This window comes from Klebsiella sp. K5-204 (assembly GCF_030128585.1).
In the GTDB taxonomy this organism is placed as follows: Bacteria; Pseudomonadota; Gammaproteobacteria; order Enterobacterales; family Enterobacteriaceae; genus Klebsiella; species Klebsiella quasipneumoniae.
This window is the reverse complement of record NZ_JAKUZS010000003.1, coordinates 1-18,553: the sequence shown is the minus strand read 5'-3', so window position 1 is coordinate 18,553 and position 18,553 is coordinate 1. Positions and strand designations below refer to the sequence as shown.

Annotated in this window: 16 protein-coding genes and 1 pseudogene; 8 read left to right on the top strand and 9 right to left on the bottom strand. The window is 62.3% G+C overall.

Annotated features, from left to right (window positions below; all coding sequences use genetic code 11):
- The first annotated feature begins 8 nt into the window (after window positions 1–8).
- The 3 genes from dhaL to MKR05_RS08720 all read left to right on the top strand — a co-directional run bounded on the left by dhaL (window position 9) and on the right by MKR05_RS08720 (window position 3,797).
- Window positions 9–641 carry a dihydroxyacetone kinase subunit DhaL gene (dhaL, locus tag MKR05_RS08730; RefSeq protein ID WP_017899726.1) on the top strand — a complete coding sequence of 211 codons (633 nt, stop codon included), beginning with the start codon at window positions 9–11 and terminating at the stop codon, window positions 639–641.
- A 10-nt stretch (window positions 642–651) separates the two neighbouring features.
- Entirely contained in the window at window positions 652–2,073 is a 1,422-nt protein-coding gene (dhaM, locus tag MKR05_RS08725; protein ID WP_101862525.1) for a dihydroxyacetone kinase phosphoryl donor subunit DhaM, read from the top strand.
- Between the two features lie 74 nt (window positions 2,074–2,147).
- A complete protein-coding gene (locus tag MKR05_RS08720) occupies window positions 2,148–3,797 on the top strand; it encodes a glycerone kinase (RefSeq protein ID WP_238875646.1) in 1,650 nt (549 codons plus the stop codon).
- Window positions 3,798–3,901: 104 nt separating this feature from the next.
- Here MKR05_RS08720 and MKR05_RS08715 read toward each other — a convergent pair whose 3' ends face one another.
- Complete coding sequence (locus tag MKR05_RS08715) at window positions 3,902–4,678, bottom strand: siderophore-interacting protein (protein ID WP_238875647.1); 777 nt, start codon at window positions 4,676–4,678, stop codon at window positions 3,902–3,904.
- A gap of 238 nt (window positions 4,679–4,916) precedes the next feature.
- Here MKR05_RS08715 and MKR05_RS08710 point away from each other — a divergent pair, with 238 nt between their 5' ends.
- Window positions 4,917–5,471, top strand: a complete 555-nt coding sequence (locus MKR05_RS08710; protein WP_023291070.1) for a PadR family transcriptional regulator — start codon at window positions 4,917–4,919, stop codon at window positions 5,469–5,471.
- A 257-nt stretch (window positions 5,472–5,728) separates the two neighbouring features.
- Entirely contained in the window at window positions 5,729–7,108 is a 1,380-nt protein-coding gene (gene ygjG, locus MKR05_RS08705; protein ID WP_023291071.1) for a putrescine aminotransferase, read from the top strand.
- Window positions 7,109–7,178: 70 nt separating this feature from the next.
- Here ygjG and lsrG read toward each other — a convergent pair whose 3' ends face one another.
- From lsrG to lsrA, 6 genes are read right to left on the bottom strand one after another with little or no spacing between them, the layout of a single operon-like run.
- A complete protein-coding gene (lsrG, locus tag MKR05_RS08700) occupies window positions 7,179–7,475 on the bottom strand; it encodes a (4S)-4-hydroxy-5-phosphonooxypentane-2,3-dione isomerase (RefSeq protein WP_004181386.1) in 297 nt (98 codons plus the stop codon).
- The gene (lsrF, locus tag MKR05_RS08695; RefSeq protein WP_023291072.1) at window positions 7,472–8,359 is read right to left on the bottom strand and encodes a 3-hydroxy-5-phosphonooxypentane-2,4-dione thiolase; all 888 of its coding nucleotides are present in this window, start codon (window positions 8,357–8,359) and stop codon (window positions 7,472–7,474) included. The genes lsrG and lsrF overlap by 4 nt, the downstream gene beginning before the upstream one ends.
- Before the next feature lie 11 nt (window positions 8,360–8,370).
- A complete protein-coding gene (lsrB, locus tag MKR05_RS08690; protein ID WP_072420633.1) occupies window positions 8,371–9,384 on the bottom strand; it encodes an autoinducer 2 ABC transporter substrate-binding protein LsrB in 1,014 nt (337 codons plus the stop codon).
- A gap of 7 nt (window positions 9,385–9,391) precedes the next feature.
- Entirely contained in the window at window positions 9,392–10,390 is a 999-nt protein-coding gene (gene lsrD, locus MKR05_RS08685; RefSeq protein WP_238875649.1) for an autoinducer 2 ABC transporter permease LsrD, read from the bottom strand.
- A complete protein-coding gene (lsrC, locus tag MKR05_RS08680) occupies window positions 10,391–11,425 on the bottom strand; it encodes an autoinducer 2 ABC transporter permease LsrC (RefSeq protein WP_110237901.1) in 1,035 nt (344 codons plus the stop codon). It lies immediately after the preceding gene.
- Window positions 11,422–12,909: an autoinducer 2 ABC transporter ATP-binding protein LsrA gene (lsrA, locus tag MKR05_RS08675; RefSeq protein WP_238875650.1), complete on the bottom strand. Its 1,488-nt coding sequence runs from the start codon at window positions 12,907–12,909 to the stop codon at window positions 11,422–11,424. Before lsrA ends, lsrC begins: the two co-directional genes overlap by 4 nt.
- Window positions 12,910–13,127: 218 nt before the next feature.
- On the opposite strand from lsrA, the gene lsrR reads away from it, so the two are divergent.
- The 3 genes from lsrR (at window position 13,128) to MKR05_RS08660 (ending at window position 17,964) form a co-directional block, all read left to right on the top strand.
- On the top strand, window positions 13,128–14,099 hold the full coding sequence (lsrR, locus tag MKR05_RS08670) for a transcriptional regulator LsrR (RefSeq protein WP_004206105.1): 972 nt from the start codon (window positions 13,128–13,130) through the stop codon (window positions 14,097–14,099).
- A 37-nt stretch (window positions 14,100–14,136) separates the two neighbouring features.
- Window positions 14,137–15,735 (top strand): autoinducer-2 kinase, encoded by a 1,599-nt coding sequence (gene lsrK, locus MKR05_RS08665; protein ID WP_180402074.1) that lies wholly within the window; start codon window positions 14,137–14,139, stop codon window positions 15,733–15,735.
- Between the two features lie 207 nt (window positions 15,736–15,942).
- A complete protein-coding gene (locus MKR05_RS08660; RefSeq protein ID WP_238875651.1) occupies window positions 15,943–17,964 on the top strand; it encodes an NADPH-dependent 2,4-dienoyl-CoA reductase in 2,022 nt (673 codons plus the stop codon).
- Between the two features lie 155 nt (window positions 17,965–18,119).
- On the opposite strand, the pseudogene MKR05_RS08655 reads toward MKR05_RS08660, so the two are convergent.
- Both MKR05_RS08655 and MKR05_RS08650 read right to left on the bottom strand, forming a co-directional pair.
- Window positions 18,120–18,299, bottom strand: a pseudogene (locus tag MKR05_RS08655) (methyltransferase); the annotation flags it as partial.
- Between the two features lie 102 nt (window positions 18,300–18,401).
- Window positions 18,402–18,553 (bottom strand): methyltransferase (locus tag MKR05_RS08650; RefSeq protein WP_165353588.1); only part of this gene is annotated, 152 nt, incomplete at its 5' end.

Below are 18,553 nucleotides of genomic sequence, written 5' to 3'. Positions count from 1 at the left end.
AGCACGACATGTCACTGAACAGAACGCAAATCGTCGACTGGCTGTACCGCTGCGGCGATATCTTCACCAAAGAGAGCGATTTTCTCACCGGCCTCGATAAAGAGATCGGCGATGCCGACCACGGCCTGAATATGCACCGCGGGTTCAGCAAGGTGGTGGAAAAGCTGCCGTCGATTGCCGATAAAGATATTGGCTTTATCCTCAAAAACACCGGCATGACGCTGCTCTCCAACGTCGGCGGCGCCAGCGGCCCGCTGTTCGGCACCTTCTTCATTCGCGCCGCGCAGGTCACTCAGGCCCACCAGAGCCTGACCCTCGACGAACTGTACCTGATGATCCGCGAAGGCGCGGACGGCGTCGTCAACCGCGGTAAAGCGGAGCCAGGGGATAAAACCATGTGCGACGTCTGGCTGCCGGTGGTGGACTCCCTGCGCCAGTCCAGCGAGCAGCATCTGTCGATCGCCGCCGCGCTGGATGCCGCCTGCAAAGCAGCGGAGGCCGGCGCCCACAGCACCATCACCATGCAGGCGCGCAAAGGCCGCGCCAGCTACCTTGGCGAACGCAGCATCGGCCATCAGGATCCGGGCGCCACGTCAGTGATGTTTATGATGCAGATGCTGGCCGCCGCGGCCAAAGAGTAAGGAAATCGCGATGGTAAACCTGGTTATTGTTTCTCATAGCGCCCGGCTGGGCGAAGGTGTCGGAGAACTGGCCCGGCAGATGTTAATCAACGACGGCTGCAAGCTGGCGATCGCCGCCGGGATCGACGATCCCGACAGCCCGATCGGCACCGATCCGATCAAGGTCATGGAAGCGATCGAATCCGTCGCCGATACCGACCACGTGCTGGTGATGATGGATATCGGCAGCGCGTTGCTCAGCGCCGAGACCGCCCTCGACCTGCTCGATCCGGCGATTGCCGCGAAGGTGCGGCTGTGCGCCGCGCCGCTGGTGGAGGGGACGCTGGCGGCCACCGTCAGCGCCGCCTCCGGCGCCGGGATCGACAAAGTGATCGCCGACGCCATGAACGCCCTGGAGGCCAAACGGATCCAGCTGGGTTTACCTTCGCCAACCCCTGACGCCGCCCCGGCGCCGACGCTTGCCGACGATGGCGACAGCAAGTCGCTTGCGGTCGTCATACAGAACCACAACGGCCTGCACGTGCGTCCGGCGTCGAAGCTGGTCGCCGCGCTGGCGGGCTTTAACGCCGATCTGCTGCTGGAGAAAAACGGGAAGTGCGTCAAACCGGACAGCCTCAACCAAATCGCCCTGCTGCAGGTGCGGCGCAACGATAAGCTGCGCCTGCTGGCCCGCGGGCCAGAGGCCGATGCGGCGCTGGCGGCGTTTCAGGCGCTGGCCGCCGATAACTTCGGCGAATCGCCTGCGGCGCAACCGGCAGCGGCCCCGGCCGCCCCCGAGCGCGTCGAAGGCATCGCGCTGCGCTATCCGCTGGCCCTGATCCAGCCGGTCCGCCCGGCCGCCGCCGATGTCGCCCGCGAGCAGCAGCGGCTGCGCCGGGCTATCGACCAGACGCTGGCGGATCTCACTGCCCTGACCGAGCTGGCGGAGAATAAATTTAACGCCGATATCGCGGCGATTTTCGCCGGGCACCACACCCTGCTCGACGATGAGGATCTGTTTGATGCCGCCAACGATCGTCTGCTCACCGAGCCGTGCTCGGCGGAATGGGCGTGGCATCAGGTGCTGATGGAGCTCAGCCAGCAGTATCGCCAGCTGGATGACCCCTATCTCCAGGCGCGCTATATCGATATCGAAGATATTCTGCAGCGCACCCTGCGCCATCTGCAGGATGTGCAGGAAACGCTGCCGACGCCCGGCGAGCCGACCATTATTATCGCCGACAACATGTTCCCGTCAGCCGTCCTGCAACTGGATGCCAGCCGCGTGAAAGGCCTGTGCCTGCGCGACGGCAGCGAACAGGCCCACGGCGCGATTATCGCCCGCGCGGCGGGGATCGCCTGGCTATGTCAGCAGGGCGAGGCGCTGAACAGCGTGCAGCCCGGCGAGCCCATCGCGCTCGATATGCGCCGCCAGCGCCTTATCCGTCACTAAATCCACTTTGTCCGTTACCGCTCCGGAGGCCTGCCTCCGGAGGGTGAGTTTTCGCTTACTCTTCAGGAACCACTATGTCTCAATTCTTTTTTAACCAGCGCGCCAGCCTCGTCAACGATGTGATTGAGGGAACCATCATCGCCAGTCCGTGGAACAACCTCGCCCGGCTGGAGAGCGATCCGGCGATCCGGGTGGTGGTCCGTCGCGACCTGAATAAAAACAACGTGGCAGTGATCGCCGGCGGCGGCGCCGGCCACGAACCGGCGCACGTCGGCTTTATTGGTAAAGGCATGCTGACCGCCGCGGTTTGTGGCGATCTGTTCGCCTCGCCGAGCGTCGACGCGGTGCTTACCGCCATTCAGGCGGTGACCGGCGAGGCGGGCTGCCTGCTGATCGTAAAAAACTATACCGGCGACCGGCTGAACTTCGGCCTCGCGGCGGAGAAAGCGCGCCGTCTCGGCTACAACGTGGAAATGCTGATCGTCGGCGACGACATTTCGCTGCCGGAAAACAAACAGCCGCGCGGCATCGCCGGTACGCTGTTCGTCCATAAGGTGGCGGGCTATTTTGCCGAGCGCGGCTACAATCTCGCCACCGTACTGCGCGAAGCGCAGTACGCCGCCAACCACACCGCCAGCATCGGGGTGGCGCTGGCCAGCTGCCATCTGCCGCAGGAGGCGGACAGCGCGCCGCGCCATCAGGCCGGCCACGCCGAGCTGGGAATGGGCATCCACGGCGAACCTGGCGCCTCCACCATCGCCACGCAAAACAGTGCGGAAATCGTCAACCTGATGGTGGAAAAACTGACCGCTGCCCTGCCGGAAACCGGCCGTCTGGCGGTGATGCTCAATAATCTCGGCGGCGTGTCGGTGGCCGAAATGGCGATCCTGACCCGCGAACTGGCCAACACGCCGCTTCAGGCGCGCGTTGACTGGTTGATTGGCCCGGCCTCGCTGGTGACGGCCCTGGATATGAAGGGTTTCTCGCTGAGCGCCATCGTGTTGGAAGAGAGTATTGAGAAAGCGCTGCTAGCGGATGTGGAAACCGCCGGCTGGCCGCGGCCGGTGCAGCCGCGGACGGTTAACATCATGCCGTCCACTCTCGCCAGCCCGCGCGTCGACTTTACGCCTTCGGCCAACCCGCAGGTGGGCGATTACGTGGCCCAGGTGACCGGCACCCTCGTCGGGCTTGAAGACCATCTCAACGCGCTGGATGCTAAAGTGGGCGATGGCGATACCGGCTCCACCTTCGCCGCCGGGGCGCGTGAGATTGCCGACCTGCTGCAGCGCCAGCAGCTGCCGCTGAACGATCTGCCCACGCTGTTCGCGCTCACGGGCGAACGCCTGACGGTGGTGATGGGCGGCTCCAGCGGGGTATTGATGTCGATCTTCTTCACCGCTGCCGGGCAGAAGCTGGGGCAAGGCGCCAGCGTGGCCGAGGCGCTGAACGCCGGTCTGGAGCAGATGAAATTTTACGGCGGCGCCGAGGAAGGCGACCGGACAATGATCGACGCGCTGCAGCCAGCGCTGGCGGCGCTGCTCGCCGAACCGGAGAACCTGCAGGCCGCTTTTGCCGCGGCGCAGGCCGGCGCGGATCGCACTTGCCAGTCGGGCAAAGCCGGCGCCGGACGAGCGTCCTATCTCAACAGCGACAGCCTGCTCGGCAACATGGACCCCGGAGCCCACGCGGTGGCGATGGTGTTTAAAGCGCTGGCGGAACGATAAACTTCCCCCGGTGGCGCTGTGCTTACCGGGGCTACAAATCGGCGCCAACCGTAGCCCGGATAAGGCGCTACGCGCCGCTATCCGGGTTTGACCACGATGGCTTTTTACTTGCTGTGCCAGTACGCCTGCGAGCGCACCAGCTGCTGATCGATGCTCTCATCCTCAAAGCGCGCCAGCAGCGATTTCACCACCGCGCCTTCGCCGGTCAGCCAGATGAAATAATCCTCCGCCGGCACCTTCACCTGCGCCAGACGCTCGGCGACGAACGCCGGATGGTGGCCCACCACCCACTCGATGTTAAAGCCGTCGAGGTCCGCCAGATAATCTTTATATGACGCATCGGCGATAGTGACGATGGCCGTCACCTGCGGCGTCACCGCCAGCTGACGCAAACCCAGCAGACGACGACGCAGCGCCGGCATACCGGACTCATCGCAGACATACAGTTGCCAGGCGTAATCCTCCGGCACCATCAGCGAGCCGCGCGGACCGCCGATCACCAGCTTATCGCCCGCTTTTGCCTCCAGCGCCCAGCGGCTGGCGATTCCGCCGTCGTGGATAAAGAAGTCGTACGCCAGCTCATGGCGTTCGGCATCGTACAGCGGCGTATAGTCTCGGGTAGCAGGCCGCACGCCCTCGCCCCAGTCAATCCCCTCCTCGGTCACCTGCGGCGGGGCAAACGCCGCGCCCGGCTCCGGGAAGAAAAGCTTGGTGTGGTCGTCAAAGCCGCGGGAAACGAAACCTTCCAGCGCCTCGCCTCCCAGCACGATGCGCTGGAAAGCCGCGCCTGCGCGCTCCACGCGCAGCACCGTCAGCTCACGGAAACGCAGCTCATTGCGGACACGCTGCGGGTACTTGTCTGCTTTGGTTTTTGTCATCATCGATCGCCTTCGTGAACAGTAAATAGATATATCTAAACTCGATGCAAATGATAATGATTGCCATCTAAAAAGAATGCAAGTCTTTTTTTGATATAGTCAAAACAAACCGCATTAAAATACCACCATCAAAAACAAATAGATAAATATCAACAAATTAAAAAATAATTTACAACCAGCATTGCGAGAATTCATTTTTTAGATATAAATTAGATATATCAAAACATAGCAGGAGGTAACCATGCGACATCATCATGAAGACGGGCGTGGGCCGCGCGGGCGCCACGGTGACCCCAGCGAACACGGCGACCATGGCCGTCGCGGCGGCGGACGTCGCCAGCGTTTCTTTGGCCACGGCGAACTGCGGCTGATTATTCTGGACATCCTCAGCCGCAGCGCCAGCCACGGCTATGAGCTGATCAAAGAGATCGAAACCCTCACCCAGGGGAACTACAGTCCCAGCCCGGGGGTGATCTACCCGACGCTGGATCTGCTCCAGGACCAGGGTCTCATCAGCGTGGAAGATGACAACGGACGCAAAAAAATCGTCATCAGCGAAGAGGGGAAACAGCTGCACGCGGAGAACCAGGAGCATCTGGCCCATATCCAGGAGCGTCTGCAGGCGCGGATGGTCGGCTGCGAGCTGCGCCGCGATCCGCAGATGAAGCGCGCGCTGGAGAATTTCAAAGCGGTCCTCGACCTGAAAGTGAACCAGCAGGCCAGCAGCGCCGCCCAGCTCAAGCAGATCATCGGCATTATCGACCGGGCGGCGATGGAGATCTCCCAGCTCGACTAAGCCTCTTTTCTCACCATCGGCTGCCCCGCGCTGGGGCAGCCCGCACCACGACGGATCGTGCCGCTCAACGCCGCAAGGCAGAAAATCTCGTCAGCTCAGGAATAAAACGTGCCAATAATGGCGCCATGAGATTAAATTTTACACATTTCGTCTTTTACTTTGCATTTATCCCGATTTTCACCGCTTCTGCCGAACTGGCGTAATCCCTGCAATACTTAATCCAGTATCGTGTGATACGTCCGCCCCAGGAGCACATTTTGAACAGGTTACCTTCCAGCGCATCGGCTCTGGCCTGCAGCGCACACGCACTGAATCTCATTGAAAAGCGCACGCTTGACCATGAGGAAATGAAAGCACTTAACCAGGAGGTCAGAGAATACTTTAAAGAGCATGTGAATCCGGGGTTTTTAGAGTATCGAAAATCGGTCACAGCCGGCGGGGATTACGGAGCCGTAGAGTGGCAAGCGGGAGGGTTAAATACGCTTGTCGACACCCAGGGACAGGAGTTTATCGACTGCCTTGGCGGGTTTGGCATCTTCAATGTAGGGCACCGTAATCCAGTTGTGGTATCCGCCGTCGAGAATCAACTCGCGAAACAACCGCTTCACAGTCAGGAACTGCTGGATCCGCTACGCGCGATGCTGGCGAAAACCCTGGCGGCCTTAACGCCCGGCAAACTGAAGTACAGCTTCTTCTGCAACAGCGGTACCGAATCGGTAGAGGCGGCCATCAAGCTGGCGAAAGCCTATCAGTCGCCGCGCGGTAAATTCACCTTCATCGCCACCAGCGGCGCCTTCCACGGCAAATCGCTGGGCGCGCTGTCGGCCACCGCCAAGTCGACTTTCCGCAAACCGTTTATGCCGCTGCTGCCGGGCTTCCGCCATGTGCCGTTCGGCGATATCAACGCCATGCGCACCATGCTGAGCGAGTGCAAGAAAACCGGCGACGACGTCGCGGCGGTGATCCTTGAGCCGATTCAGGGCGAAGGGGGCGTGATCCTGCCGCCGACGGGGTATTTGCCGGCGGTGCGTAAGCTGTGCGACGAGTTTGGCGCCCTGCTGATCCTCGACGAAGTGCAGACCGGCATGGGCCGCACTGGCAAGATGTTCGCCTGCGAGCATGAGAACGTTCAGCCCGACATTCTGTGTCTGGCGAAAGCGCTCGGCGGCGGCGTGATGCCGATCGGCGCGACGGTGGCGACGGAAGAGGTCTTCTCGGTGCTGTTCGACAACCCGTTCCTGCACACCACGACCTTCGGCGGCAACCCGCTGGCCTGTGCGGCGGCGCTGGCGACCATCAACGTGCTGTTGACGCAAAACCTGCCGGCGCAGGCGGCGCAGAAAGGCGATATGCTGCTGGACGGTTTCCGCCTGCTGGCGCAGGAGTATCCGGACCTGGTGAATGAAGTGCGCGGGAAAGGCATGCTGATGGCCATCGAGTTTGTCGATAACGAGATTGGCTACGACTTTGCCAGCGAGATGTTCAGACAGCGGGTGCTGGTCGCCGGGACGTTAAATAACGCCAAGACGATCCGCGTTGAACCGCCGCTGACGCTCACCCTTGAGCAGTGCGAGCAGGTGCTGAAGGCGGCGCGTAAGGCGCTGGCGGCCCTGCGCGTCTCGGTTGAAGAGGCGTAATAAACTGCCCCTCCCCCCGGTCCTCTCCCAATGGAAGAGGACCGGGGTTATCTTCTGCTCTGGATTTCCCTCACACCTGCGGTAGCAGGCCGATAAAGCTGCGCTTCTGCCGCGGCTGCGACATCATCTCTTCCAGCTTTTCGACGCAGGCTAAATAGTGCGGGGTCTTCTTGTGCGCCAGCACCGCTTCATCGTCTTTATAGGCTTCGTAGATAAAAAAGCGGGTCTTCACCTCCGGATCCTGCAGAACATCAAAGCGCAGGTTGCCCGGCTCCCGCAGCGCCCCTTCGTGGTTGGCGCGGAACACCTCGAGAAACTCATCCACCCGCTCGGGTTTGATATTGATCTCCACCAGCGTCACATTCATTTCCGCTCTCCCTGTTTCTCTTCCTGCCAGAACTGGTACGCTTCGCGCGCGTTCAGATTCTCATGCACCACCTTTTTCACCGCCTTCAGCATTGCGCGCGGGGCGCTGGACTGGAAGATATTGCGCCCCATATCCACCCCGGACGCCCCCTGGTCGATCGCCCGCCAGCACATCTCCAGCGCCTCATGCTCCGGCAGCTTTTTCCCCCCAGCGATGACGATCGGCACCGGGCAGCTGGCGGTCACTTTTTCAAAGCCTTCTTCAACGAAATAGGTCTTCACAAACTGCGCCCCCATTTCGGCGGCAATCCGGCTGGCCAGCGAGAAGTAGCGCGCATCGCGGGTCATCTCTTTGCCGACGCCGGTCACCGCCAGTACCGGCATACCGTAGCGGTTGCCGGCGTCCACCAGTTTGATGATGTTGTTGATCGACTGATGTTCGTATTGGCTGCCGATATAGACCTGCGCCGCCACTGCGCAGACGTTCAGGCGCAGCGCATCTTCCATCGCCACCGCCACGCACTCGTTGGAAAGTTCGCTGAGGATCGAGTTGCCGCCGGAGGCGCGCAGCACCACCGGTTTGTTGGTCGCGGCCGGCACCTGACTGCGCAGTACGCCGCGGGTGCACATCAGCACGTCGGTTTCCTCGAACAGCGGCGCAATCGACAGATCGATGCGCTCCAGCCCGGTGGTGGGTCCCTGGAAGTAACCATGATCGAAGGCCAGCATGACCGTGCGGTTGCTGTGCGGATTAAAAATGCGCGCCAGCCGCGACTGCATGCCCCAGTCCAGCGAGCCGCAGCCTTTCAGGGTATACAGCGTGTTCTGCTGCGGGCGGTCGAGGCCGAAGTCCTTGCCCTCTTTGATATCGTCTAAATCAGCCATCTCATCCTCCGTCAGAAGTCGTAGTTATTGATGTTCTCTTTGCTGAACACCACGCGCTCCGGCAGCAGCACGATACCGTTGCCCTTCGCCTCATACTGGTAGCCCTGCACGCTGTTCGGTTCGACCTTCAGCGAGCCGATATCTTTCACCTCAACGCTATCGCCGACGTTAAGATCGCCCTTTTTCAGTAATCGATCGGCGACGTTAACCGCAATTTTGCCCTGCTGAACCACATCCCACAGGCCAAAGGCTTTCACCGTGCCGCGCTCCACGTAGGGGCGCATCACGTTGGGGGTACTAAAGCCGACGATCGCCACGCCCTGACGCTTGAGGTTCTCCGCCGCCTGCGCCGCCGCCGGCAGGGCATTGGCATCCGGCGCGATAATGGCGTCAAGATCGGGATACGCTTTTAAGATCCCCTCGGCGGTTTGCAACGATTTGGTGGCATCGTTATAGCCGAACTGGGTGGTGACGATTTGCCACTGCGGATGTTCTTTTTCGATTTTGGCTTTGGCTTCCTTCACCCACTGGTTCTGGTCGGTCACCGTCGGGCTGGAGTAGAAAAAAGCCACTTTGGCAGCGGGCCTGGTCACCTGCTTTTCCGCCATCTCCACCAGCAGGCCGCCGAGCTGCTGCGGCGTGCCCTGATTGATATAGATGCTGCGGCACTCCGGTTTGGTATCGGAATCCCAGGTCAGGACCTTCACCCCGCGCTGCATCGCCCGCTTCAGCGCCGGACACAGGCCGTCCGGCGAGACGGCGGAGACGATAATCGCGTTGTAGCCCTGGTTGACGAAGTTGTTGATCAGCTGCACCTGGCCGGAGACGCTGGGCTCGGTGGGGCCGTCATAGGTGACATCCACGCCCAGCGCTTTCCCCGCCTCTTTCGCGCCGTTGCCGCCGCTGGTAAAGAAGCCCACCCCGACCAGCTTAGGTATAAAGGCGATGCGGTCCGCCGCCTGGGCGGTTGCCATGCTTAACGCCAGCGCCAGGACGCTCGTCTGGAGGATTCGTTTGGTTTTCATCGTATGTTTATGCTCCGATTGTTTTACGCGAGAAAAGACGCCGCCAGGTCGCGCGCACCCATTCACGGTGCAGGCTCAGTGAACGCCCCATCACCACCACCACCAACAGCGCCCCTGACAGCGCGCTCGACACCTGGTTGGGGATGCCGACCATCTGTAAACCCTGTTGCAGATACCCCACCAGCAATGCCGCCAGCGCGGTACCCAGTATCGATCCCGAGCCGCCGTAAATATTGGCCCCGCCGAGCACCGCCGCGGTCAGCGCCGGCATCAGCAGGTCGCGGCCTAAGTCCGAGCGCGCCGAGCCGAAATAGGAGACCATCACCAGCGCCGCCACCGCCGACGCCACGCCCACCAGGCCATACAGCGCGTAGGGCATCCCGTTAACGGAAAGCGCGGCGTAGCGCGCGGCGCGCGGGTTCTGGCCAAGCAGAAAAAGGTGCCGCCCAAAGCGCCCGCGATGGGCCAGCAGCCAGAAGAGAAAGGTGATACCCGCGAACAGCACCAGCGGCAGCGGCAGCCCGCCCAGGGTTAAATTGGCGAAGGCGGTGAAGCTGTCGGGAAAGCCGCCGATCCCCTCATAACCGGTGGCGCCGGCCATGCCGGAAAGCAGCAGCGCGCCGCCGCCGTACAGATACAGCGTCCCGAGGGTGATCACCAGCGGGCTGATGCCGGTGTAGTGGATCAGCGCGGCGTTGATTAACCCGCACAGCAGCCCCAGCAGCAACGTCAGCGACACCGCCAGCCACAGCGGCCAGCCCGCCTGGGTCATCACCCCGAGGGCGATGGCGCACAGGCCGATGGTCGAGCCCAGCGAAATATCGATCCCGCCGCTGATGATCACCAGCGTCAGCGGCAGCGCGACGATGCCGATGCAGATAAAGTCGCTGGTGCTAAAGAGCAGCATATTGAGATCCAGCATGCGCGGATTCAGCGCGCCGAACAGCAGGATTTCCACGACTAACAACGCCAGCAGCGCGCTTTCCCAGTTAAGCTTCAGCTTCATTTACGCCACCTCTTTGCTTTTGCGTTCGGGAAAGCGGGCAACCTGTTTGCCCCCTTTGTTGCCGGGCTGGAAACGGCTGTACTTCAGCGCCCGCTGATGGCGGGTCAGCGCCTGGCGCAGGCGGCCATCAAGGACCAGCACCCCGAGCAGGACCAGGCCGGCGATAAAATCATTCCACCAGGCGGGAAGGCGGAACAGCACCAGCACGGTGTCGATTTGGGTGAGGAAGAAGGCGCCGAGAAACGCGCCGAGCAGGGTGCCGGTGCCGCCGAGCAGCGAAATCCCGCCCAGCACGCAGGCGGCGATGGCTTTCATCTCCAGGCCGCTGCCGGTCTGATTGGGCACAAAGCCAATCTGCGCGGCGAAGACGATCCCGGCGCAGGCCGCCAGCATACCGTTGAGGGTAAAGGCCAGCATCCGCGTGCGGTTGACCGCCACGCCCAGCTGGCGGGCAGCGGCGAGGTTATCGCCAACGGCATAGAAATCACGCCCAGAGGCGGTGCGCGACAGCAGCCATGCGCCCGCCAGCAGCAGCGCCAGCACCAGCCAGCCCAGCGGCGAGACGCCGATAAACAGCGGCTCCGAGAGCGATTTCAGGCTATCGGGCAAGCCTTCGATCCATTTCCCGCCGGTCCACAGCAACATCACCCCGCGATACAACCCCAGCGTGCCGAGGGTGGCGACGATCGCCGGAATGCGCAGCCCCACCACCAGCAGGCCGTTAAAAGCCCCGGCCAGCGCGCCAATCGCCAGCGCGAAGGCGATCGCTGTCGCCAGCCCGTAGCCGTTGTTCAGCGCCACCCCAACGGCGATGGCGCTCAGGCCAACGGTGGAGCCCACCGACACGTCGATATTGCGGGTCAGCATCACCAGCGTTGCCCCCAGCGCCAGCAGGCACAGGATTTGCGAGCTGGCGAAAATCATCGCCAGCGTCTGCAGGCTGAAATAGTCCGGATTGAGCGCCACCAGCACGGCAAACAGCGCCACGATGGCGAAGAAGGCGCTCAGTTCGCGATTCTTGAGTAACGTTTTCATGCCTGCCCTCCAAAGGCCAGGGTCATCATGCGATCGACGGTCACCGCCTGCCGCGCCAGCTCGCCGCTGTAGCGGCCCTGATGCATCACCAACACCCGGTCGGCCAGGCCAACGAACTCATCCAGATCGCTGGAGATCATCAGCACCGCCACATTTTGCGCGGCAACGCTTTTCAGTAACTGATAGATATCGGCGCGGGCGGAGACATCCACGCCGCGCGTCGGTTCATCGACGATCAACAGCAGCGGGTTAGCCTCCAGACAGCGCGCCAGCAGCACCTTCTGCTGGTTGCCGCCGGAGAGGGTACGCACCGGCTGATCGCCATCGGCCAGCTTGATCCCCAGCGCCCGGTGATAGCGTTCGACCACCGCCGCCTCCCGTTTCCCCTGCTGCCACCACGACGGCTGATTGAACATCACCGTGTTCCAGCGCACCGGCGCATCGAGAAACAGCCCGGAGACCTGGCGGTCTTCGGGCAGATAGACCAGCCCGCTGGCCAGCCTGGCGCGGGTGCTCTCCTGAGTAATCTCGCGGTTCTCCAGCCAGATCCGCCCGGCGCGCGGCGGACGCAGACCGTATAAGGTTTCGGCAAATTCGGTGCGCCCGGATCCCACCAGCCCGGCGAGGCCGACGATCTCCCCGGCGCGGATCTCCAGACTGAGATCGATAAAACCTTCGCCGGTGAGATCCTCCACCCGCAAAACGGGAAAATCCTGCGCCTGGGTGCGCCGGTTGCCCGGCAGCGCCAGCCACAGCTTTTGCGTGTCGCTCAGCGCATGGTCGCGGCTGGCCGGCGTCATGGCGCTGATAAGCTGTTGGTCGCCGTAGCCCGCCGTTTCGCCGCTGAGCACTACCGCCCCATCGCGCATCACCGACACATGGCTGGCAAGCTGGCGGATTTCCGGCAGTTTGTGCGAGATAAAGACGATCCCCACGCCGAGCCCCTGCAACGCCCGGATCTGCTGAAACAGCCTTTCCGTTTCGCCCGGCGTTAAAGAGGCGGTGGGTTCATCAAGGATCAGGATCCGCGCCTCGCGCATCAGGCCGCGCAGGATCTCGACCATCTGTTGATCGGCTACCTCAAGCGTGCTGGCGCTGGCGTCCAGGTTGATCTGGCAGTTCAGCTGCTGCAGTTTTTCCTGCAGCCGCGCGGCGGTATCCGCCCGCTTCGGCAGACGAAAGAGAATGTTCTCGCGCACGCTGAGGTTGGGAAACAGCATCGGCTCCTGCGGCACCAGATAGATGCCCAGCTGGTGGGCCAGCGCCGGGTTAAGGCGCGCAAACGCGCGTTCGCCGATCGTCAGTTCACCGCTATCCGGGGTTTCGACGCCGGCGATGATCTTCATCAGCGTCGATTTACCCGCGCCGTTGCCCCCCATCAGCGCATGCACCTGGCCCGCGCATAGCGTAAAGTCGATGCCCTTCAGCACGGCAACGCCGGAGAACTGTTTGCGGATCTGGCGAGCTTCAAGCAGTGGCTTCATCGTCGCGCCTCGTTTGAACAAATGATTTTTAAATTTAATAATGTTCAAAAGCGTAGACGGTGAACTATATTTACAACCGTGCGAAGATCACAGTTTGGCGCTTTAGATCGTCCGGAAAAAAGGGGCCAGAGAGGAAAGATCCGTTTTGCCAGTCGGCTCACACTTTCCGGCCGCGCAATAGCGAACATATGATCTAAATTTTTATAAGAGTTCAATTTATGAGCGAAAAACGCATTACGGAAGACCATCGCTACGCCGGGCTGGCGTTAGCCGAGGAAGAGCTGGTGGCGCGGGTGGCGTGGTGTTACTACCACGACGGCCTGACGCAAAACGACATCGGCGAGCGTTTGGGGCTGCCGCGGCTGAAGATTTCCCGCCTGCTGGAGAAAGGTCGCCAGTCCGGGGTGATCCGCGTGCAGATCAACTCGCGCTATGAAGGGTGTCTGGCGCTGGAAAGCGAACTCCAGCAGCGCTTTGGCCTCAAGATTGCTCGCGTGCTGCCGGCGCTCAACACCCCGCCGATGAATACCCGGCTGGGGATAGGCGCGGCGCAGTCGCTGATGGGGATTCTGCAACCGGGACAGCTGCTGGCGGTCGGCTTCGGCGAAGCCACCATGAGCTGCCTGCAGCATCTCAGCGGCTTTATCGGCTCGCAGCAGGTGCGGCTGGTGACCCTCTCCGGCGGCGTCGGCCCCTATATGACCGGCATCGGTCAGCTGGATGCCGCCTGCAGCGTGAGCATTATTCCGGCGCCGCTGCGGGTCTCGTCGGCGGAGGTCGCCGAAATCCTGCGCCGCGAATCCAGCGTGCGCGATGTGATGCTGGCGGCGACGGCGGCGGACGCGGCGGTGGTTGGCATTGGCGCTATCGATCAGCGGCGCGACGCGACCATTCTGCGCTCCGGCTATATCAGCGAGGGCGAACAGCTGATGTACGCCCGCAAAGGGGCGGTCGGCGACATTTTAGGTTATTTCCTGCAGGCCGACGGCCGGCCGGTAGAGGGGCTGGAGATCCATCGGGAACTGCTCGGCGTGACCCTGGATGAGCTGGCGCAGCTGCCGACCATCGTCGGCGTCGCCGGAGGAGAACAAAAAGCGCAGGCGATTCATGCCGCTCTGATTGGCAAGCGGATTAATGGCCTGGTAACGGAAGAGACAACAGCACGCGCGGTGCTCGCACTGGCCTCCTGAAGGCCCGGCGCCGCGCGACAACAGCGAGGCGCATGTCATGAGTTACCTGTTAGCGTTAGATGCCGGGACCGGCAGCATTCGGGCGGTCATTTTCGATCTCAATGGCCGCCAGCTGGCGGTGGGCCAGGCCGAATGGAAACACCTGAGCGTCGATAACGTCCCCGGCTCGATGGAGTTCGACCTTACCACCAACTGGCAGCTGGCCTGCCAGTGCATTCGCCAGGCGCTCGACGCCGCCCGGCTCTCTCCCGCCGATATTCAGTCCGTCGCCTGCTGTTCGATGCGCGAAGGGATCGTCCTCTATGACCGCAACGGCGAGGCCATCTGGGCCTGCGCCAACGTTGATGCCCGCGCCAGCCGCGAAGTCGCGGAGCTTAAAGAGATCCACGACTATCGTTTTGAATCCGAGGTGTACGAGGTCTCCGGGCAAACGCTGGCGCTTAGCGCGATGCCGCGCCTGCTGTGGCTGGCGCACCATCGACCCGATATCTACCGCAAGGCGGCGACCATCACCATGATCAGCGACTGGCTGGCGGCGAAGCTTTCCGGCGAGCTGGCGGTCGACCCGTCAAACGCGGGCACCACCGGCATGCTCGATCTGTTCAGCCGCGACTGGCGTCCGGCGCTGCTGGATATGGCCGGGCTACGCGCCGATATGCTGTCGCCGGTGAAAGAGACCGGCACGCTGCTGGGCGCCGTCACCGAAGCGGCAGCCCAGCAGAGCGGCCTGCGCGCCGGGACGCCGGTGGTGATGGGCGGCGGCGACGTGCAGCTCGGCTGCCTGGGGCTCGGGGTGGTGCGCGCCGGACAAAGCGCAGTGCTCGGCGGCACCTTCTGGCAGCAGGTGGTGAATCTACCGCAGGTGCGCACCGACCCGCAGATGAATATTCGCGTTAACCCTCACGTCATTCCCGGCATGGCGCAGGCGGAGTCCATCAGCTTTTTTACCGGCCTGACCATGCGCTGGTTCCGCGACGCCTTCTGCGCTGAAGAAAAGCTGATTGCCGAGCGCCTCGGCGTCGATGCCTATTCGCTGCTGGAGGAGATGGCCAGCCGCGTACCCGCCGGTTCCCACGGCGTGATGCCTATTTTTTCCGACGCCATGCACTTTAAGCAGTGGTACCACGCCGCGCCGTCGTTTATTAACCTCTCCATCGATCCGGAGAAGTGCAATAAAGCCACTCTGTTCCGCGCCCTGGAGGAGAACGCGGCGATTGTCTCCGCCTGCAACCTGGCGCAGATATCGCAGTTTTCCGGGGTGACTTTCGATAGCCTGGTGTTTGCCGGCGGCGGCTCGAAGGGAGCGCTGTGGAGCCAGATCCTCAGCGACGTCACCGGCCTGCCGGTGCGGGTGCCGGTGGTCCGCGAAGCCACCGCCCTCGGCTGCGCCATCGCCGCCGGCGCTGGCGCCGGGCTGTACGGCGACATGGCCAGCGCCGGAGAAAAGTTAGTGAGCTGGCACCGCGAGTTCACCCCTAATCCGCAGCATCGCGAGCTGTATCAGGAGATGATGAGTAAATGGCAGTCGGTCTATGCCGATCAGCTTGGTCTTGTCGATAGCGGGCTGACAACGTCGATGTGGCAGGCGCCGGGCCTCGAACGCCGCCAGCGCGCTGTGTCTTCCTCCTCACCCTAATCCTCTCCCGGCGGGAGAGGGAACCGTTCAGCGCGAAGCCTGATTTTCAGTGCCCGCTTGCCCCTCTCCCTTTGGGAGAGAGGCAACGCTTCGCCGTTCTTTGAATCCCATCACAATCACCGCACTCCCCTTTTCCCTTTTTCTTCACGACGGCTAAATTAGTAACTCATCCGACCACATAACAATAATTTTACATTGGAAGCCATTATGAGCCGCTATCCGTCGCTTTTCGCCCCGCTTGAGCTGGGCTTCACCACCCTCAAAAACCGCGTGTTGATGGGCTCCATGCATACCGGTCTGGAAGAACTGCCCGACGGCGCGCAACGGTTAGCGGCCTTTTACGCCGAGCGCGCGCGACACGGCGCGGCGCTGATCGTCACCGGCGGCATCGCGCCCGCCCCGTCCGGGGTGACCATGGCCGGCGGCGCGGTACTCAACGATGTCAGCCATCTGGCGCATCATCGCCAGATCACCGACGCGGTACATCAGGAAGGCGGTAAAATCGCCCTGCAGATCCTGCACACCGGGCGCTACAGCTACCAGCCCGCGCTGGTCGCCCCCTCTCCTCTGCAGGCGCCGATTAACCGGTTCACCCCTCATGAGCTGAGCCACGACGAGATCCTCACGCTGATCGATGATTTTGCCCACTGCGCCCAGCTGGCGCGGGAAGCAGGCTATGACGGCGTGGAGGTGATGGGCTCTGAGGGCTATCTGATTAACGAATTCCTCGCCGCGCGCACTAACCAGCGCAACGATCAATGGGGCGGCGATTACGCGCGCCGGATGCGTTTCGCCGTTGAAGTAGTCAAGGCCGTGCGCCAGCGCGCCGGTCACGATTTCATTATCATCTACCGTCTGTCGATGCTCGATCTGGTTAACGACGGCAGCACGCTGGCGGAAGTCACCGCGCTGGCCAAAGCCATCGAGGCGGCGGGGGCGACGATCATCAACACCGGCATCGGCTGGCACGAAGCGCGCATTCCGACCATCGCCACTCCGGTACCGCGCGGCGCCTTTAGCTGGGTCACCCGCAAACTGAAGGGCGCGGTGTCGATCCCGCTGATCACCACCAACCGCATCAACGATCCGCAGGTCGCGGAGGCGATCCTCGCCCGCGGCGATGCCGACATGGTCTCAATGGCCCGCCCGTTCCTTGCCGATGCCGAATTTATGTCGAAAGCGCAGAGCGATCGCGCCGATGAGATCAACACCTGCATCGGCTGCAACCAGGCGTGTCTCGATCGGATCTTCGTCGGCAAAGTCACCTCCTGTCTGGTCAACCCGCGCGCCTGCCATGAAACCCTGATGCCGGTCCTGCCTGCCAACGCCCCTAAGCGGCTGGCGGTGGTCGGCGCCGGGCCTGCCGGTCTGGCCTTCGCGGTTAACGCCGCCGCCCGCGGTCATCACGTCACGTTGTTCGATGCCCTCCCGGAGATCGGCGGCCAGTTTAATATCGCCAAACAGATCCCCGGCAAAGAGGAGTTTCATGAAACCCTACGCTACTACCGTAGAATGCTCGATCTTAACGGCGTCGATCTACGTCTGAACACCCGCGTCACGGCAGACGATCTGCTGGCGTTCGATGAGACGATCCTCGCCACCGGCATTGCCCCGCGCCTGCCGGCGATCGTCGGGATCGATCATCCCAAGGTGCTCAGCTACCTGGATGTCTTACGCGATAAAGCGCCGGTTGGCGCGAAGGTGGCGATTATCGGCTGCGGCGGCATCGGCTTCGACACCGCGATGTATTTAAGCCAGTCGGGGGTGGCCACCAGCCAGGATATCGGCGAGTTCTGTCGCGAATGGGGTATCGATACCAGCCTGCGGACGGCGGGCGGGCTGCGTCCTGAAGGCCCGCAGCTGAGTCAAAGCCCGCGACAGATTGTGATGCTGCAGCGCAAGGCGAGCAAACCGGGCGACGGGCTCGGCAAAACCACCGGCTGGATCCACCGCGCCACGCTGCTGGCGCGCGGCGTGAAAATGATCCCGGCGGTCAGCTATGAGAAGATCGATGATGAGGGATTACACGTGACGATCGGCGGCGAGCGCCAGCTGCTGGCGGTGGATCATGTCGTGATCTGCGCCGGTCAGGAGCCGCGCCGTGAACTGGCGGATCCGCTGCGCGCGGCGGGAAAAACGGTGCATTTGATCGGCGGCTGCGACGTGGCGGCGGAGCTGGATGCGCGCCGGGCGATTGCCCAGGGCACGAAGCTGGCGCTGGCGATTTAGCCGTGTCCCGGGGGCGGCGCGATGCGCCTTCCCCGGGCTACCACGATAATCCCGAACGGTAGCCCGGCTAAAGCGACAGTCGGTAGCCCGGCTAAGGCGACAGTCGGTAGCCCGGCTAAGGCGACAGCCGCAAGCCGGGGAAATAGCCACACGGATCAGCGCTGCTTACGCACCTTCGTCGCTTTCAAAATGACAAACTTATTGTTCGTCGCAATCGTCGTGCAGTTACCAAAAGCGCGCTTCAGCTTACGGAAGTAGTCGAGATGACGGTTGCCGACGACGTACAGCTCGCCGCCGTATTTCAGGCTGCGGCGGGCGTCGTTAAACATCTGCCAGTCGGTAGCCCGGCTAAGGCGACAGTCGGTAGCCCGGCTAAGGCGACAGTCGGTAGCCCGGCTAAGGCGACAGCCGCAAGCCGGGAGAAGCAGCGACATGCATCAGCGCTGTTTACGCACCTTCGTTGCTTTCAAAATGACAAACTTATTGTTCGTCGCAATCGTCGTGCAGTTACCAAAAGCGCGCTTCAGCTTACGGAAGTAGTCGAGATGACGGTTGCCGACGACGTACAGCTCGCCGCCGTATTTCAGGC

Bases quoted from the DNA above. Each gene is read 5' to 3' on its own strand.
- dhaL (WP_017899726.1), top strand. From the start codon at position 9: ATGTCACTGAACAGAACGCAAATCGTCGACTGGCTGTACCGCTGCGGC.
- dhaM (WP_101862525.1), top strand. From the start codon at position 652: ATGGTAAACCTGGTTATTGTTTCTCATAGCGCCCGGCTGGGCGAAGGT.
- MKR05_RS08720 (WP_238875646.1), top strand. From the start codon at position 2,148: ATGTCTCAATTCTTTTTTAACCAGCGCGCCAGCCTCGTCAACGATGTG.
- MKR05_RS08715 (WP_238875647.1), bottom strand. From the start codon at position 4,678: ATGATGACAAAAACCAAAGCAGACAAGTACCCGCAGCGTGTCCGCAAT.
- MKR05_RS08710 (WP_023291070.1), top strand. From the start codon at position 4,917: ATGCGACATCATCATGAAGACGGGCGTGGGCCGCGCGGGCGCCACGGT.
- lsrG (WP_004181386.1), bottom strand. From the start codon at position 7,475: ATGAATGTGACGCTGGTGGAGATCAATATCAAACCCGAGCGGGTGGAT.
- lsrF (WP_023291072.1), bottom strand. From the start codon at position 8,359: ATGGCTGATTTAGACGATATCAAAGAGGGCAAGGACTTCGGCCTCGAC.
- lsrB (WP_072420633.1), bottom strand. From the start codon at position 9,384: ATGAAAACCAAACGAATCCTCCAGACGAGCGTCCTGGCGCTGGCGTTA.
- lsrD (WP_238875649.1), bottom strand. From the start codon at position 10,390: ATGAAGCTGAAGCTTAACTGGGAAAGCGCGCTGCTGGCGTTGTTAGTC.
- lsrC (WP_110237901.1), bottom strand. From the start codon at position 11,425: ATGAAAACGTTACTCAAGAATCGCGAACTGAGCGCCTTCTTCGCCATC.
- lsrA (WP_238875650.1), bottom strand. From the start codon at position 12,909: ATGAAGCCACTGCTTGAAGCTCGCCAGATCCGCAAACAGTTCTCCGGC.
- lsrR (WP_004206105.1), top strand. From the start codon at position 13,128: ATGAGCGAAAAACGCATTACGGAAGACCATCGCTACGCCGGGCTGGCG.
- lsrK (WP_180402074.1), top strand. From the start codon at position 14,137: ATGAGTTACCTGTTAGCGTTAGATGCCGGGACCGGCAGCATTCGGGCG.
- MKR05_RS08660 (WP_238875651.1), top strand. From the start codon at position 15,943: ATGAGCCGCTATCCGTCGCTTTTCGCCCCGCTTGAGCTGGGCTTCACC.